At 43.5% G+C, this 16,258-nt stretch carries 17 protein-coding genes; 10 read left to right on the top strand and 7 right to left on the bottom strand.

What is annotated here, in order from left to right; all coding sequences use genetic code 11:
• Nucleotides 1-85: 85 nt before the first annotated feature.
• The 3 genes from VFDL14_RS20805 to VFDL14_RS20815 all read right to left on the bottom strand — a co-directional run bounded on the left by VFDL14_RS20805 (nt 86) and on the right by VFDL14_RS20815 (nt 3,461).
• A complete protein-coding gene (locus VFDL14_RS20805; protein WP_032549076.1) occupies nt 86-1,813 on the bottom strand; it encodes a response regulator in 1,728 nt (575 codons plus the stop codon).
• Nucleotides 1,813-2,997 carry an FIST signal transduction protein gene (locus VFDL14_RS20810; protein ID WP_032549075.1) on the bottom strand — a complete coding sequence of 395 codons (1,185 nt, stop codon included), beginning with the start codon at nt 2,995-2,997 and terminating at the stop codon, nt 1,813-1,815. Before VFDL14_RS20810 ends, VFDL14_RS20805 begins: the two co-directional genes overlap by 1 nt.
• A gap of 101 nt (nt 2,998-3,098) precedes the next feature.
• A complete protein-coding gene (locus tag VFDL14_RS20815) occupies nt 3,099-3,461 on the bottom strand; it encodes a hypothetical protein (RefSeq protein ID WP_032549074.1) in 363 nt (120 codons plus the stop codon).
• Nucleotides 3,462-3,719: 258 nt separating this feature from the next.
• On the opposite strand from VFDL14_RS20815, the gene ccoN reads away from it, so the two are divergent.
• The 10 genes from ccoN (at nt 3,720) to uspE (ending at nt 12,645) form a co-directional block, all read left to right on the top strand.
• Complete coding sequence (gene ccoN, locus VFDL14_RS20820; protein WP_032549073.1) at nt 3,720-5,147, top strand: cytochrome-c oxidase, cbb3-type subunit I; 1,428 nt, start codon at nt 3,720-3,722, stop codon at nt 5,145-5,147.
• Between the two features lie 12 nt (nt 5,148-5,159).
• Complete coding sequence (ccoO, locus tag VFDL14_RS20825) at nt 5,160-5,780, top strand: cytochrome-c oxidase, cbb3-type subunit II (protein WP_032549072.1); 621 nt, start codon at nt 5,160-5,162, stop codon at nt 5,778-5,780.
• A 9-nt stretch (nt 5,781-5,789) separates the two neighbouring features.
• Nucleotides 5,790-5,963 carry a CcoQ/FixQ family Cbb3-type cytochrome c oxidase assembly chaperone gene (locus tag VFDL14_RS20830; RefSeq protein WP_032549071.1) on the top strand — a complete coding sequence of 58 codons (174 nt, stop codon included), beginning with the start codon at nt 5,790-5,792 and terminating at the stop codon, nt 5,961-5,963.
• Nucleotides 5,963-6,937 (top strand): cytochrome-c oxidase, cbb3-type subunit III, encoded by a 975-nt coding sequence (gene ccoP / locus VFDL14_RS20835; protein ID WP_032549070.1) that lies wholly within the window; start codon nt 5,963-5,965, stop codon nt 6,935-6,937. Before VFDL14_RS20830 ends, ccoP begins: the two co-directional genes overlap by 1 nt.
• Before the next feature lie 85 nt (nt 6,938-7,022).
• Entirely contained in the window at nt 7,023-7,502 is a 480-nt protein-coding gene (locus tag VFDL14_RS20840) for a FixH family protein (RefSeq protein WP_032549069.1), read from the top strand.
• A 3-nt stretch (nt 7,503-7,505) separates the two neighbouring features.
• Nucleotides 7,506-9,878 (top strand): heavy metal translocating P-type ATPase, encoded by a 2,373-nt coding sequence (locus VFDL14_RS20845; RefSeq protein ID WP_032549068.1) that lies wholly within the window; start codon nt 7,506-7,508, stop codon nt 9,876-9,878.
• Complete coding sequence (ccoS, locus tag VFDL14_RS20850) at nt 9,878-10,060, top strand: cbb3-type cytochrome oxidase assembly protein CcoS (protein WP_032549067.1); 183 nt, start codon at nt 9,878-9,880, stop codon at nt 10,058-10,060. The genes VFDL14_RS20845 and ccoS overlap by 1 nt, the downstream gene beginning before the upstream one ends.
• Entirely contained in the window at nt 10,057-10,731 is a 675-nt protein-coding gene (locus tag VFDL14_RS20855; RefSeq protein WP_032549066.1) for a sulfite exporter TauE/SafE family protein, read from the top strand. The genes ccoS and VFDL14_RS20855 overlap by 4 nt, the downstream gene beginning before the upstream one ends.
• A gap of 86 nt (nt 10,732-10,817) precedes the next feature.
• The gene (locus VFDL14_RS20860) at nt 10,818-11,564 is read left to right on the top strand and encodes an FNR family transcription factor (protein WP_032549065.1); all 747 of its coding nucleotides are present in this window, start codon (nt 10,818-10,820) and stop codon (nt 11,562-11,564) included.
• A gap of 133 nt (nt 11,565-11,697) precedes the next feature.
• Nucleotides 11,698-12,645, top strand: coding sequence for a universal stress protein UspE (gene uspE / locus VFDL14_RS20865; protein ID WP_032549063.1), 948 nt, complete (start codon nt 11,698-11,700; stop codon nt 12,643-12,645).
• 81 nt (nt 12,646-12,726) lie between these two features.
• Here the strand turns inward: uspE and ttcA are convergent, their stop codons facing one another.
• The 4 genes from ttcA to VFDL14_RS20885 form a co-directional block, all read right to left on the bottom strand.
• On the bottom strand, nt 12,727-13,620 hold the full coding sequence (gene ttcA, locus VFDL14_RS20870; RefSeq protein WP_032549062.1) for a tRNA 2-thiocytidine(32) synthetase TtcA: 894 nt from the start codon (nt 13,618-13,620) through the stop codon (nt 12,727-12,729).
• A gap of 208 nt (nt 13,621-13,828) precedes the next feature.
• Nucleotides 13,829-14,482, bottom strand: coding sequence for a DUF2987 domain-containing protein (locus tag VFDL14_RS20875; protein ID WP_032549061.1), 654 nt, complete (start codon nt 14,480-14,482; stop codon nt 13,829-13,831).
• Nucleotides 14,483-14,558: 76 nt separating this feature from the next.
• Complete coding sequence (locus VFDL14_RS20880) at nt 14,559-15,416, bottom strand: glucosaminidase domain-containing protein (RefSeq protein WP_032549059.1); 858 nt, start codon at nt 15,414-15,416, stop codon at nt 14,559-14,561.
• On the bottom strand, nt 15,409-16,212 hold the full coding sequence (locus VFDL14_RS20885) for a membrane protein (protein ID WP_032549058.1): 804 nt from the start codon (nt 16,210-16,212) through the stop codon (nt 15,409-15,411). Before VFDL14_RS20885 ends, VFDL14_RS20880 begins: the two co-directional genes overlap by 8 nt.
• Between the last annotated feature and the right edge of the window lie 46 nt (nt 16,213-16,258).

Raw genomic sequence — 16,258 nt, 5'->3', positions numbered from 1 at the left:
TAAACCAGTTCAATTTAACCGAAAGTCTATTTACCATAAAATACCTAATAATCATATTCATAATCTTCGATTCAGAATACGTTTACTAGGACTCTACTAATAGACGATCGATCGCTTCTGTGATCTCTTTGGTTCTTACTGGTTTAGTCACAAAATCATTCATACCCACATCCAAGCATGAGACTTTATCTTCGTTAGATGTATGAGCTGTCAGTGCGACAATTGGTATGTCTATGTTGTTTTGTCTCATCAGTTTGGTGGTTGTTAATCCGTCCATTACTGGCATTGAAACGTCCATAAGAATAATGTCTATTGGTGCTTCTTCAGATTGGATAAAGTCTATTGCTTCTTGTCCGTTGCTTGTGATGAAAACTTTATGCCCTTGTCGCGACAAAATCAGCTGAATTACCATTTGGTTCGTGGGATTGTCTTCAACGATTAACACTGAGTATTGAGCCCTGAAACATGTGTCTGTTGTGCAGTATATTTCTTCCTTCTCAGCGTTCTGATGTAATCGACTTAACACTGGTAATTGAACCTTGAAGCATGATCCCTTGTTGAGTTCACTCGCGACTTCAATCCTACCGTCCATTAACTCAACTAGGCGTTTGGTAATCGCTAAACCTAAACCTGTCCCACCAAATCTACGTGTAATTGTACTGTCTGCTTGAACAAATGGACTGAATAGCGAAGCTAACTGTTGCGGCTTCATTCCAATCCCTGTGTCTTCAACCGATATATGGAATGCGCTTTGTTGGTAATGAATGCCGATGTTGACTTCACCTTGCTCTGTGAACTTAATGGCGTTACCCACCAAATTAAACAGAATCTGCGCAAGTCTCGTTTGGTCTATGTAATGTAGCTCGTTTTCAGGCATCTCACAGGACAGACTTAACGTCAGTCCTTTAGCGTCTGCTATCTTCTTTTGTTCGGACAATACAAAAGTTACAGTGTCTCTTACGTTATTCCATTGAGGAGCCAGTGAAAAACACCCGGATTCAATTTTAGAGAAGTCCAATACGTCACTAATTATAGCCAGTAATAGTTCCGAAGATGTTCCCATGCTCTGAATGATCGAGCGTTGCTCACAAGTAAGTTCTGAACACTTTAATGTTTCTATCAGTCCGATAATGGCATTGAGTGGTGTTCGGAGTTCGTGACTCATCATCGCCAAGAATTCAGATTTGGCTTTGTTTGCTCGTTCTTCTTCTTTGCGTGCAGAGATGAGCTCGGCAGTACGTTCTCTAACAGTCGCTTCTAACTTCTCTTTATTTTCAATGTCGAACACAGCACGTTCAATTAGAGGTCTGAAACGATTCAATGTGGCTTTAGTTTCAACACTAAAGTGCTTTGTATTGGAGTGAATAAATACGATAACCGACTGGGTTAAACCTGTGTCGATACCTGTCATCAATACAGAGTTGATCTGATCAAGCAATATAGAGTTGAGCGAACTAAACTCTGGAAGGTTTCGAGGCTCAAATAATATCGTGCATTCGCCATTAATGACACGTGATAACTTTCCTGAGTCTCGCCATAGGATATTTTCGTAAACACGATTGTTAGTTAGAAGCGTTTTAAAGCTATCTCTATTATTGACGCGCGAAATTACTATGAAGTCATCGAACTTTATATACTTCTTAAGAACTAGTTCTAGACTGGAGAATATATCCGAGATTGAGTTAGCTTTACTAATTTCAGATATTGTCGATAAGATCACCCTATTCTCTTCAGCTAAACTCCGCTCTCGTGACTTAGCTCTCTCTAACTGCACCAACGCTTCTTGTAACGCTTCTTGGTTGTCCGTACCCATTACTTTTTTAACCTATAAAATGTGGCAGATGACACCATCAAGTTACCATGCGCGTTCTCGCCACCACACAGACGTCCTTGTTCACCAAAAGTGAATGGACATATATACGGAAGTCCATTAAGTGCTTGATTTATTTGGGTGCAGACTTCACTCATATCTTGTTTAAGGCTTAGCATCGGCCCTGCGCAGAAGATGTTGATTGCGCCCAGTTTCTCTTCATGATCCATGTCGTTAAAGTAGGATGAATGTATGATATTGGCAGCTCTACTAATGATCTGCTTTCTAGAACCTTGCATGAGATGAATGACATCTCCCTCATTAATGTCGGTAAATAACTCAATACCTTTGCATTCGGTTTGTCTAATTGAATGGGACAACTTGAAATAAGGTGTTTTATACGAAGATCCCACCTTTCGTCCGAGTGGATAGACAGATGACTGTTCGAAAATAAAACCATCATCTGAGCTTCCCAAGTGATAATTGGTCCATTCATTGTAGACATCCACAGCGGGTTTATCATCGATTTCTTGGAGTATACGATCTCGCGCTTTTGTTACTGTGCCAGAAAATTCAGTTGGTGTGTGTCCAGCATTGAGTGAGCTATATACAGATTGCGATGAGAAAAATACAGTAAGTGAAACACCATTAATAGAAACGAGGTCTTCAGTGAATATACTCCAGTTTCCCGAAACTTTATTATCAGCGGCGCTGCCACCAATTATCGGCACTTCGGTTCCGAATTTTGAATCAATCGCATCCATGACAGTTTCTTCATTGCCTGGCGTTGAATGCAGCAGAATAAGATCGGGCACTTCCCCTGCTCGGTCTGCCTTTTTCAATGCCATATCAATAGCATCATAGGTGCTTGAGGTAACATCGCCATCGAAGCTCTTTATCCCCGTACCATATGCATTGATTCCTGAATCATAAATGGCTAATACACCGATAACTGGACCTGAATGAAATCCAGTCTCTGTCATTATCCCATGACAGGTTGTACAGCCTTGAATTGGTATATTTGGGAGATACTCTTTGAGTAACTCCTGAATCGCGAACGTGGAATACTCTTCGGTGCAGTAGCAGATAAGACAAGCGATCTCATGCGTTCGCTCTAAACCAGCGAGGAGCTCTTGAACAGCGATAACGTTGTCATGTGAGTAGGAAACTTTAGAGAGAAACTTCATAAACGCTTGATTAATTTATTAATCGCTCAGTTATAACATTTTGAGGCCTGAGTTTTTACTGATTTAGTACAAGTTTATCGCCACCTCCGACCTCATATTGACTATTTTGAGAGGGTGACCGAAACACTATGATCTTGTTGCGTGGTTGTGACTGTTATTTGTGATGTCGGTTCATCGGTTGTAAGTAACCAGGAAGATGGACTCTTCGCGACTAAAGACCCGTCTCCTTCATAGCTAATATCAATTTTGTTACTTTCAGATGTTTCGATTAAATAGTTGTGATTATCACTTGAAACTCTAACATTATATTTATCAATAGTAATTTCACACGGCGTAGAAAGAATACAGTCAACCGTTTCGTTATTTTCGTATGTCACTGTTCTCCAAGTAAATGCAGCTAATAAAATAGACAACATGACGATAATTTGTACAAGCCTGCCTTTTGTGAGCTTTTGTGCTGCCATTTTATCCTTTACTCCTTGTTACAAAGTTCAAAGTTTTTAAATAAAAATACATTTCCTGACCAACCGTAAGGTTACTACTCTGTCATTGATTTGTTAATTCAAGTATAGTGTCGCGTTGAAAATGCCACTTTTTTTTAAAATCAGCAAGCGGAAATAAAGTTCTGAATAGTCTGAGTTTCTTTTTCTGATTTGGGTGGCATTACGACGTGAGTCGTGTTGGAAGTAAAGTGTAGTAAATAAGAAATTGGAAGCATGCAAATGAGCCAAGAAAAGCAGCTTGAACAAAACTACAACTATACGGTCGTCCGTCAGTTCACCTTAGTAACTATTCTTTGGGGTATTGTCGGTATGGGCGTTGGTGTTTTGATTGCCGCTCAATTAGTTTGGCCACAGCTAAACTTTGATACGCCGTGGCTGACGTACAGTCGTTTACGTCCCCTGCATACTAATGCGGTTATTTTTGCGTTCGGTACAAGTGCCCTGTTTGCAACATCATATTATGTTGTACAACGCACCTGTCAGACGCGTCTCTTTGGTGGCCCTCTCGTAGCCTTCACCTTCTGGGGTTGGCAAGCGATTATTCTGTCCGCTGCAATTACTTTACCGTTAGGTTTAACCTCTGGTAAAGAATACGCAGAACTAGAATGGCCAATCGATATCGCTATCACGCTTGTGTGGGTAGCTTATGCAGTCGTGTTCTTCGGAACCATGATTAAGCGTAAGACATCACACATCTACGTAGCAAACTGGTTCTTCGGAGCCTTCATTATCACGGTTGCCGTGTTGCACATCGTTAACAGCCTAGCTGTTCCTGTATCTGCGTTTAAATCGTACTCGATTTACTCCGGTGCTATCGATGCAATGGTACAATGGTGGTACGGTCACAACGCGGTAGGCTTCCTGTTAACAGCTGGTTTCCTAGGTATGATGTACTACTTCGTACCTAAGCAAGCTGAACGCCCTGTTTATTCTTACCGTCTATCGATTGTTCACTTCTGGGCTCTAGTGTCTCTGTATATCTGGGCTGGTCCTCACCACCTACACTACACAGCACTACCTGACTGGACTCAATCTCTAGGTATGGTTATGTCTCTTGTTCTATTCGCTCCTTCTTGGGGTGGTATGATTAACGGTATCATGACTCTATCTGGTGCGTGGCATAAGCTACGTTACGACCCTATCCTACGTTTCCTAATCGTTTCTCTATCTTTCTACGGCATGTCGACTTTCGAAGGCCCGATGATGGCTATTAAGACGGTTAACGCACTATCTCACTACACTGACTGGACTATCGGTCACGTACACTCTGGTGCATTAGGTTGGGTTGCAATGGTTTCTATCGGTTCTGTTTACCACTTAGTTCCAAAACTATTTGGTCAAGGACGTATGTACTCTGTATCTCTAATCAACGTTCACTTCTGGTTGGCAACAATCGGTACTGTTTTCTACATCGTAGCAATGTGGATCTCAGGTGTGATGCAAGGTCTGATGTGGCGTGCAGTTAACTCTGACGGTACGTTGACTTACAGCTTCGTTGAATCTGTAGAAGCATCTTACCCATTCTACTTTGTACGTTTCCTAGGTGGTTTCATCTTCCTAAGCGGTATGTTCTTAATGGCATACAACACGTACAAAACTGTTACAGCACCAAAAGCTAGCTTAAAAGCTATCGCGCAACCGGCTTAAGGAGATTTAAGAATGAGCTCAAATTCAAATAATCGCCATGAGTTGGTAGAAAAAAACGTTGGCTTGCTAGCAATCCTGATCGTTATCGCAATCAGCTTCGGTGCTCTTGTAGAGATCACTCCTCTTATCTTCCAAAAGCAGACAACTGAACCTGTAGATAACCTACGTGTTTACTCTGCTCTTGAGATGGAAGGTCGTGACATCTACATCCGTGAAGGTTGTAACGTATGTCACAGCCAAATGATTCGTCCATTCCGTTCTGAGACTGAGCGTTACGGCCACTACTCTGTAGCTGGTGAAAGCGTTTGGGAACACCCATTCCTATGGGGCTCTAAGCGTACTGGTCCGGATCTAGCGCGTGTTGGTGATCGTTACTCTGATGAGTGGCACCGTGTTCACCTAATTGACCCTCGTGAACTTGTTCCAGAGTCAAACATGCCTGGTTTCCCATGGCTTGAAGACAATGTACTTGATGGCAAATTGACGCAGCAGAAGCTTGAACTCTTCCGCAACCAATTTGGCGTTCCTTACACAGACGAACAGATTGCTAACGCGAAGCAAGATGTTGAAGGCAAAACAGAGATGGATGCAATCATTGCTTACCTTCAATCTCTTGGCCACGCAATGAAATAAGGAATGACTATGGACATTATTACATTTCAAAGCGTTTGGACTGTGACCGTTTTTGCTTGTTTTATCGGCATCGTTTGGTGGGCATTTGGCAAGAATCGTAAATCTCGTTTCGAAGACGATGCAAACCTAGTTTTTGCGGATGAAGCTGAAACGAGTTCAAAAGAACAAGGAGTGACTAAGTAATGAGTACATTCTGGAGTATCTGGGTTTCCGTAATTACTATCGGTACACTCATTGGTTGTGCGGTTTTACTTCGCTCATGCTTCTCGAACAAAACGGGTATTGAAGAAGGTGATGACATGGGTCATGAATACGATGGTATTCGTGAGCTAAACAACCCTCTTCCGAAGTGGTGGACTTACCTATTTATCGGCACGCTTGTGTTCGCGGTAATCTACTTCATCCTTTATCCAGGTCTAGGTAACTTTAAAGGCGTTCTAGGTTGGACAAGTTCTGACCAGACCGTTACTTCGGTAGCACAATCTCGTGCTTCTGTAGTTGACGCTCAACAGAACAAGAGACTAGACCAATATGCGAAAGAGCTAGACGACGCTAATAACTACTTTGGCGAAGCGTTTAACCAACTTGCATACGATGATAACGGTCTTCGTTCTATCCCTGATATCGCATCAGACTCTGAAGCAATTAAAGTAGGTCAACGTCTGTTCCTACAAAACTGTTCTCAGTGTCACGGTTCAGATGCACGTGGTCAGAAAGGTTTCCCTAACCTAACTGACGATGCTTGGCTATACGGCGGTGAGCCGGAAGCGATCCTAACGACAGTACTACACGGTCGTGTTGGTCAAATGCCAGGTTGGAAAGACGCTCTTGGCGAAGAAGGCGTAAAAGAAGTAGTTAGCTATACTCTTAGCCTTTCTGGTCGTAGCGTTAACGCTCGTGAAGCTGAAGCCGGTAAAGCTCGTTTCGTAGTGTGTGCAGCGTGTCACGGTACAGATGGTAAAGGTAACCCTGCTGTAGGCGCACCTGACCTGACTGACCGCGATTGGTTGTTCGGCGATTCTCGCGCAGATGTAACAGAAACTGTAATGTACGGCCGTTCTGGTGTAATGCCAGCATGGAAGGACATTCTAGGTGAAGAAAAAGTTCAACTAGTTTCTGCATATGTGTGGAGCTTAAGCAACTCAGATAATAAGTAACATTTCAATAACAGCCCCTTTCTTAGGGGCTGTCTTTCCTTTATTTTATAAGCACTTCTTTTTATTCTTTTTCGAGATCTTTTTTATGGTAAAGCCTTGGTATAAACAGTTTTGGCCGTGGTTCTTAATCGCGTTGCCTGCGACAGTTGTGGTCTGGACGATCTTAACGGTTATTGTATTTACACAAAACTCTGTCGACTTAGTGACTGAGGATTACTATAAAAAAGGGAAAGGCATTAATGTCGATATCTCTAAAGTTAACGTAGCAAAAGAGCTAGGCCTGTCAGTAGATATTTCTGAGCGTGGCGACTCAATCATCATCTCTCTAGACAAAGGCAAACTAGAACACTTCCCTGCGATCAGTGCCATGTTTGTTCACCGTACTCTTCCTGACCGTGATTTCACGCAGTTGCTTACAGCAAACGCTCAAGGCGATTATGTGCTCAACACGCAGCATGAAATTGAAGGTCCTTGGTTCATTGAATTGACGCCACATAACGAAGAATGGTTGGTGCAAGGCCGTATTACCTTCCCTCTAGAAAACAAAATCAAGCTAGAGAACTAAAGTATGAGTGAATCCTGTTATCACTGCGGTGAAGATGTACCAGCGGAAACGGATTTTAAAGTAGAAATATTAGGCTCTATACGTCCAATGTGTTGCCCGGGCTGCGAAACCGTAGCCCAAACCATCGTTGATAGTGGCTTAGTCTCCTACTACCAGTATCGTACCGCTCCGGCTGAAAAAGCTGATCTTGTCCCAGAACAACTGCTTGCACTGAGTCATTACGACAATGAAGATGTGCAACTTGAGTTTGTTCGTAACTCAGAAAACACCTCTGAAGTGACATTGTCACTAGAAGGGGTCTCTTGTGCAGCTTGTGCGTGGTTGATTGAGAAGCAAGTCTCCTCTCAAGATGGTGTTTATGGTATCCGTGTCAACACGACAACCAACCGTGCCCTACTTAGCTGGGACAATACCAAGACGAAACTAAGTGAACTGCTGTCAGCCATTCATACCCTTGGCTATAAAGCGGCGCCTTTTGAGGCCGACCAGCAAGAAGCAGCGTACCATCGCTCGATGAAGAACTACTTGTACCGCTTGGGCGTTGCTGGTTTGGCGACGATGCAAGTGATGATGCTCGCGGTCGCACTCTACCTTGAAGTATTCGGCAACCTTGAGCCTGAATTTAAACACTACTTCCGTTGGGTGAGTTTGATCTTTGCTACGCCAGTTCTTCTATACTCTGCTCTACCTTTCTACATTAATGCTTGGCGCAGTATTAAAGGTCGAACACTCGGCATGGACGTACCCGTATCGATCGCCTTATTGTTCGCCTATGTTGCGAGCTTGGTGGCTACAGTCACAGAGCAAGGTGAAGTCTTCTTTGAGTCTATCTCTATGTTCACGTTCTTCCTGTTGTTAGGACGATTCCTAGAGATGCGAGCGCGTCGAAAAGCCGCTGCGGCGAGTGGTAACCTGCTTAAACTCGTACCAGCGATGGCGACGACATTAGACGGCGAACAGATTCCTGTTAAGACGCTAAAAGTCGGCGACAAAATCCGCGTATTACCAGGAGAACATATTCCTGCAGACGGTATCGTACTTTCTGGCCGCGTTCACATTGACGAGTCAATGTTGACGGGTGAATCCATCCATGTGGTTAAAAACCAAGGTGATTCAGTTTTTGCGGGTACCTTGAATGGTGATGAGTCTTTTGAGCTAGAAGTTAAAAGTTCTAAGGCCGACTCGGTCATCTCAAATATTGTTCGTTTGCAAGATGAAGCGCAGCTCTCTAAGCCGCGTATTGCAGAAATTGCAGATATTGTTGCGCGTTACTTCGTTGCCGTGATTCTGATTATCTCTTTTGGCACCTGGTTGTACTGGCATCAAACCAAACCAGAAGATGCGTTCTGGATCATGCTCTCAGTACTGGTAGCGACCTGTCCTTGTGCATTGTCTCTTGCTACGCCAACGGCAATCACTTGCTCTACTTCGCGTATGGGTAACTTCGGCATCCTACTGCGTAAAGGGCATGTTTTCGAGACGCTGTGTAAAGTGAACCACCTGATTATCGATAAAACGGGCACACTGACCGAAGGCGACATTCGTATCAGCCAAACTGAAACGCATGCTGAGTTAGACAAAGATACTTGTCTACAGATAGCTGCAAGCCTTGAACAACACGCTAATCACCCTATCGCTAAGGCGTTTAAAGCCTTCGAATCTGAGCACATAAAAGTAGAATCAGTGAACAACGTGATTGGCTCTGGTATTACTGGTGAATGGGATGGTCATAAAGCGGCTATCGGCAGTAGCGAGTTTATTCTTGGTCAGGCGCAGAATGATCAGAGCAACGGTATCTATCTTTCTCTAGATGGCAAACATATCGCCACCTTTGTGTATGAAGACCCAATTCGTAAAGAGAGTATTGAGTTCATTCAGAAGTTTAAAGAAGCGGGTATTAAGACCACTCTTTTAACAGGTGATTCTATGGTGAACGCCAAACCTGTTGCAGAAGAGATCGGTATCACTGATATCGTGGCGAACGCGAAACCAGAAGATAAGCTTGCTTACCTTAACTCTCGTGACGATAAAGACATTACTATGATGGTGGGCGATGGTATCAACGATGCCCCTATTCTTGCTGGTGCTCACCTCTCTGTTGCTATGGGTGGTGGTACAGACGTAGCTAAAGCATCGGCTGATATGGTTTTATTGGGTGATAAGCTAGATAGACTACTTCAATCACGTAAGTTGGCATTGAAAACGCGTAAAATCATCCGTGAAAACTTAGCGTGGTCATTAGGGTATAATCTACTTATACTGCCGCTTGCGGTTGCTGGCCTCGTGGCTCCGTATATCGCTGTAGTTGGCATGTCAGCGAGTTCTATTATTGTAGTGTCTAACTCATTAAGACTTCTAAAAGAGCAAGGTAAATAATGGAAAGCTTATACATACTCATTCCTATCGCTATCGTCTTAGTGTGTATTGCAGTCGGCATCTTTTTGTGGGCTGTGAAAAGTGAACAATTTGAAGACCTAGAACGTCAAGGTCACAACATTTTGTTCGACGAAGACGCAAACGATCCTTCTTCAAAGAAACAACCAAGTAGCAAGAAATGACACCTGATTGGATTGGTGCCTTTGTTGTCGGCTTAATTGGCGCTGGCCACTGCATGGGAATGTGCGGTGGCATTGCGTCAATACTCTCTATTGGTGCGCAAAAACCTTCCCCTATTACGCCTGTTCTATATAACTTCGGACGTTTATTAAGTTATATGGTGATCGGTGGCTTGATTGGTGGCGCCGTTTCGTCATTAGGGCAACTTAGTGATTTCAATGCGGCATTGGCATGGTTAAGACTCATCGCTGCGATGTTCATGATTGTTCTGGCGTTGTACATAGGTAAATGGTGGTTTGGGCTTTTAGCGTTTGAAAAAGTCGGGCAACGTTTATGGCGCTACGTCTCTCCTATTGGTCAATCTCTACTTCCTCTCAAACACCCAAGCCATGCTCTGCCATTTGGCTTTGTATGGGGCTGGCTTCCTTGCGGTCTGGTTTACTCCATGTTGACTTGGGCAGCGGTTTCTGGAAGCTGGGTCAACGGTGCCGGAATCATGCTTGCGTTTGGCCTAGGGACATTGCCAGCAATGCTTACCGTTGGCTTTGGCGTAGGCTTTCTCAAGAAGCTGCAACAAGCTGACTTATTCAGGCAGTGTGGTGCAATTTTGATCCTTTTGTACGGTCTGTTTACTGCTTACCAAGCCATCCAGCTCATTATTTATACCGTATAGCAATGCTTTAAATGCGGTTTTTTTGCTATCCTTTAGTCTTAAGGGATGCTAAAATATTGACGTATATCAAATAGTGAAAGATTGTTATGATTTCTGAAAAGCCTGTGACGAAACGTGTTCAGTCTGGTGGCTGTGCAATCCACTGCCAGGATTGTAGTATTAGCCAGCTGTGTATCCCATTTACTTTGAGTGAATCTGAACTGGATCAACTAGATCAGATCATCGAACGAAAAAAGCCTATTCAAAAGGGGCAAGAGCTATTTAAAGCGGGTGACGAGCTTAAGTCTCTTTACGCGATACGCTCTGGTACCATCAAAAGCTACACGATTACTGAGCAAGGTGACGAGCAAATCACTGCATTCCACCTCGCGGGTGACTTAGTAGGCTTTGATGCAATTACTGGCGATCTACACCCTAGCTTTGCACAAGCGCTAGAGACATCGATGGTATGTGAAATCCCATACGAAATCCTAGACGACTTATCAGGTAAGATGCCAAAGCTTCGCCAACAGATCATGCGTTTAATGAGTAACGAGATCAAAGGTGACCAAGAAATGATCCTGCTTCTTTCTAAGAAGAACGCAGAAGAGCGTCTTGCAGCATTCCTTTACAACTTGTCTACTCGTTTCTCTCAACGCGGCTTCAGCCCTCGTGAGTTCCGTTTAACAATGACTCGTGGTGATATCGGTAACTACCTAGGTCTTACGGTCGAAACCATCAGCCGTCTATTAGGTCGCTTCCAAAAAGCGGACATCTTAAGCGTTAAAGGTAAGTACATCACCATCGAAGATCACGATGCACTGATGGAACTGGCTGGCGTTTCTAAAGAATAGTTCTAAATATCAATGATGTAGTTCAATAATGAGCTACATCATGTTTCTCTCCAAAAACCTCCTATATTTCTCTTAATCTCTTTATAACTACGCTACATTGTTTATATGTCCAGTCTGAAAAGTAGGCTTAGTTATGAGTATCTATAACAAAATCTTAGTGGTCGCCGACATCAATCATGATGAGCAACCTGCCCTAGTTCGCGCTATTCAACTTGCTAAAAAAAGCACTTCAAAAAGCCACGTTACTTTCTTTCTTTCCATTTACGATTTCTCCTATGACATGACATCAATGCTCTCTGCTGACGAGCGTGACGCGATGCGTAAAGGTGTGATTCATCAACGTGAGATCTGGATGAATAAAGTGGCTGAGCCATACCTAGATGACACTATCGAATTCAACGTTAAAGTTGTGTGGCATAACCGCCCATATGAAGCGATTATCGCTGAGGTATTTAGTGGTGAGCACGACATCCTAATCAAAGGCACTCGCAAACACGATACACTTGAGTCGGTTATCTTTACTCCGACCGATTGGCACTTGTTGCGTAAATGTCCAAGCCCAGTCTTGTTAGTTAAAAACGAATACTGGCCAGATGACGCGAAGATTTATGCGTCTGTTCATGTAGGTTCTGAAACAGAATCACACCTAGAGCTAAACGATGCGATGGTTGATCGCCTATTAGAGATTACTGGTCGATTAGACGCTCAGCCTTACTTAGTTAACGCCTACCCTGTGACTCCAGCCAACATTACTATTGAACTGCCTGAGTTTGATCCGACATCCTACACTGATGCCGTTCGTGGACACCATTTAACAGCCATGAAAGCGCTGCGCCAGAAACACGGTATGTGTGAAGAGCAGACAATTGTAGAGCAAGGCTTACCTGAAGATATCATTCCTAAGGTGGCAGCAGAGAACAATGCAGCAATGGTGATTTTGGGCACGACAGGTCGTACGGGTCTTTCTGCCGTGTTTATTGGTAACACTGCTGAGCATGTGATTGATAAAATCAACTGCGACGTCTTGGCATTGAAACCAGCTGGGTTTATTAGCCCACTTGACCCACATACAGCGAGCTAAGCTTTATCAATCATTAAAAAAGCGCCTCTAGTCGAACTAGAGGCGCTTTTCTATCTGTGTCTGTTCTTTCTAACGTAAATGCTAGATGTTAGTTACGTCGATGAACATTGACTCATCGATGTTAGAAGATGATATTTCAGCTTCTTGGAATTCGTACTCTTCACGCTCGCCGCTACGGTCTAGTGGAAGGTTTACGAAGTCAAACAGTTCGCGGTCAGCCAGTTGGCTTGGACTCACGTTTTGGATTGATTTGAAGATCTTCTCAACACGGCCAGGAGTTTTCTTATCCCAGTCAATCAGCATCGCTTTAATAGATTGACGTTGTAGGTTCTCTTGCGAGCCACACAGGTTACAAGGAATGATTGGGAACTCTTTGTGTTCTGCGTATTTGATTAGGTCCGTTTCACGACAGTAAGTCAGTGGACGAATAACAACGTTACGGCCATCATCAGAACGTAGCTTAGGTGGCATAGCCTTCAGACGAGCGCCGTGGAACATGTTAAGGAACATAGTTTCAACGATGTCATCCATGTGGTGACCAAGGGCGATCTTAGTTGCGCCAATCTTCTCTGCGAATGAGTACAAAGTACCGCGACGCAGACGAGAACATAGGCCACACGTTGTTTTACCTTCTGGGATCTTCTCTTTAACTACTGAGTACGTGTCTTTATCTACGATGTAGTAAGGAATGTTCAGCGTTTCAAAGTACTCAGGAAGAATATGCTCAGGGAAGCCAGGTTGTTTTTGGTCTAGGTTTACTGCAACAACATCAAATTTGATTGGTGCTGCTTCACGTAAACGTATCAGGATGTCTAGCATAGCGAATGAGTCTTTACCGCCACTAATACAGGCCATTACTACGTCATTTTCTTCGATCATGTTGTAGTCGATGATGGCATTTCCAACATTTCTTCTTAGGCGCTTTTGAAGCTTGTTGAATTCGTGGATTTCTTTTCTGTTATCGTTTTGGTTCATTGCTATTCTCATACTGCCGGGAACACCGACTGTCGATTGCTAGGTGGTATGTTTTAGGGCGTGGATTATACGGATTTTTATTTAAGGTTGAAATAGTCAACGCGAGATAACCTCACCTCTTATTGACAATACTGTTCTATATCAATCTGATTCAAACAAAAACAGCAAGCTATGTGCTTGCTGTTTTGTCTAAACGTTAGAAGCCGTTTTATTTGTCAGCTGGAATATATGGCAATACTCGCAATGTTGGTTCTGGCAGTGTAAAGCTGCTCGCGCCGTCAAGCTCTGCAATGGTAAAGCGAGCACGACCTTGCTCAATTGCTATTGTTTTGCCATTTGAAAGGCTGATTTCACTATCGAGTTGATTTGGGAATTCCAGTGTTACACCTTCAATATCAGGTGTGAACCAACTAGAAAACATACCGCTGAGGTCTTCTAACATGGTCTGCATTTGCGGTAGAAGTGTTTCTATATCGCTAACCTGTACTTCGCCTTGTAGTGGCTCTTTGGTCATGACTACGAGTGAGTATGCGCACTCTTCTTCTGTTGTATGAACGAAGATTAAAGGGTTCGCTGAACGCAAGTTTTTGTCGATAGGAATCAGAAGCTCATTACCTGAAGAAACCTCTAGATCTTCGTAGTGCTCTTCTTTTTCCATCCAAGACTTACGAATGTGACAAGTCGTATTGTTGGCTTGGTCTACAAAAAATACTGCAACTTTTACGTCTTCGTGACCTTCTTTAAGATTGTTCTTTAGTTGCGTGTATAGTTTTGAATAGGTGAACATGTACTCTTGGGCAGCAGCGGGCAGAGACAGCCCAAGACTCAATGAGGCTAGAATAGCAAGCGTCGTCTTTTTCATGGTACTTCTTATAATTGTTGAGCTAGGAAACAAAAAAGAGCAGCGTTAACCAGCTGCTCTTTGTTCATTCAATCGGTTATTTGACCCAGTATACCTTGTTGTGGCGTATCATGGCTTGTAAATCAGTCACATAGTCGGCACCACGTTCAGAATATTTCAATAAACCTTCGGTTAGCTTGGTCGCAGCATCAAAAGTTAATAGGTCTTCGCCTTTGTTAGCCAGTTCCGTTCTGATACCGCGTAGGTCTTGATAGGCTTTATTTCTATTTAAGTTCATGAAATAGCGGTGAACAGACTCTTGGCTAGAAGAAAATTTCGCCACTTCATGGGTGCTCCCTTCGTTACGCTGTAATGGTACTAGCCCACACCCTTTGCTGTAACACCAATGCCCAAAGTAGTTGTTTGCTTCGGTCGCGAATCGAGATGTACCCCAAGCAGACTCATTGGCTGCTTGCGTCAGAACGAGTGCTTCTGGGAGCACGTTTACTCGATTCAGCATCTCTTTCAACCACGCCTCATCAATACCTGTAGTAGGCAGCGGTAAGCTGTAGAGCTTAGCTAACCTTTTCGCGTACGCTTTGTCTTCCGCATCAGCATCTGAGATTCCCTTATCGGCAAGGCTTTCTAAGAATGTTCGTTCTTTGGAAATACGGCGGTTTTCAAGATTGATACTTGGACGTAAATAGTCAAAGAAGGCTTTCTTCTTCGCGTTGGTATCTTCAATTGCAGCGAAGTTAGGCTTCTCTGATGGCAGGTCCAATTCTGGGATAACATTTGTCGCCTCTGCTTCAGTTTTCTCGATAGATGCCTTTCTACGTTCCTCTTCCTCATTATAGAGGTAAGGACCAACTAAGGAGACTGAGCCTACCAAAGCTAAAGCCGTAACCTTGAGTGCAAGAGAACGGCCTTTGTGTGCTGAGTCTGAACTATGCATCGAAAACCTGTGAGTCGTTGTTATTGTCGTCATCACCTTTTGGCTTATCTGAAGCGATAAGTTTCAGTTTGATCCCGAACATTTCACGATACAGAATGCCTTTCACATGGAAGAAGAAAGGTAAAACGAAAATCAAGCCAATGCCGTATAACATTGCGGCCGCAATAAACATCAGCATCACCATCAGGTAAATAGCAGCAACCGTGAATATCTTTTTGTTCACTGCGCGCAGTGACAGCAGTAAAGATTGCATCGGCGGCACTTTCTTATCACAGATAAGCAGGATTGAATGAGTGAAGGCTAAAGAGAAGTAAATCGACAAGAACGGCAGAATCATACCTGCAATCCCCTGCAGCATTAAGCTAAATAGTGTTGCTAGGATCACCGGTACCGTAAATTGCAACCCTTTACCGATATGGCGCAGTTTGGTGTTTAAACCCGCAGCGTGGCTCATTGCCATTAGGCTGATACCTGCGTATACCGGCGCGCTGATAACTTCGTAGCTAAAATTAGCAATGAAAATCGATTCAACGATCTGTGGTGTAAATGCTTCAGGATCAATGACCGCATCAAGGATAATACCTGGGTCACCAAGCTGTAACTTGAGAGCGATATAAAAGATAGCAAGCTGGACAAACATTAAAGCAATAATGGCTGGCGAGAAGTTTAAGAAGTGACTAATCGTATGCTTCCAAGCTTCTTGGAAAACAGCTGTCGCTTTCAGTTCGTAATCCCCGGAAAGTGCTCTGTCGATACTACCGCCTAAATTAAAGTCTTTTTCGATGTCATTATTCATAGTGATACCTAGGTGCGCTAGCGAATTCGAAGCCACCTAACTTATT

This window comes from Vibrio fortis, assembly GCF_000695685.1.
GTDB lineage: Bacteria > Pseudomonadota > Gammaproteobacteria > Enterobacterales > Vibrionaceae > Vibrio > Vibrio fortis_A.
The sequence above is the reverse complement of the archived record's forward strand: the minus strand, read 5'-3'. Positions and strand labels throughout refer to the sequence as shown.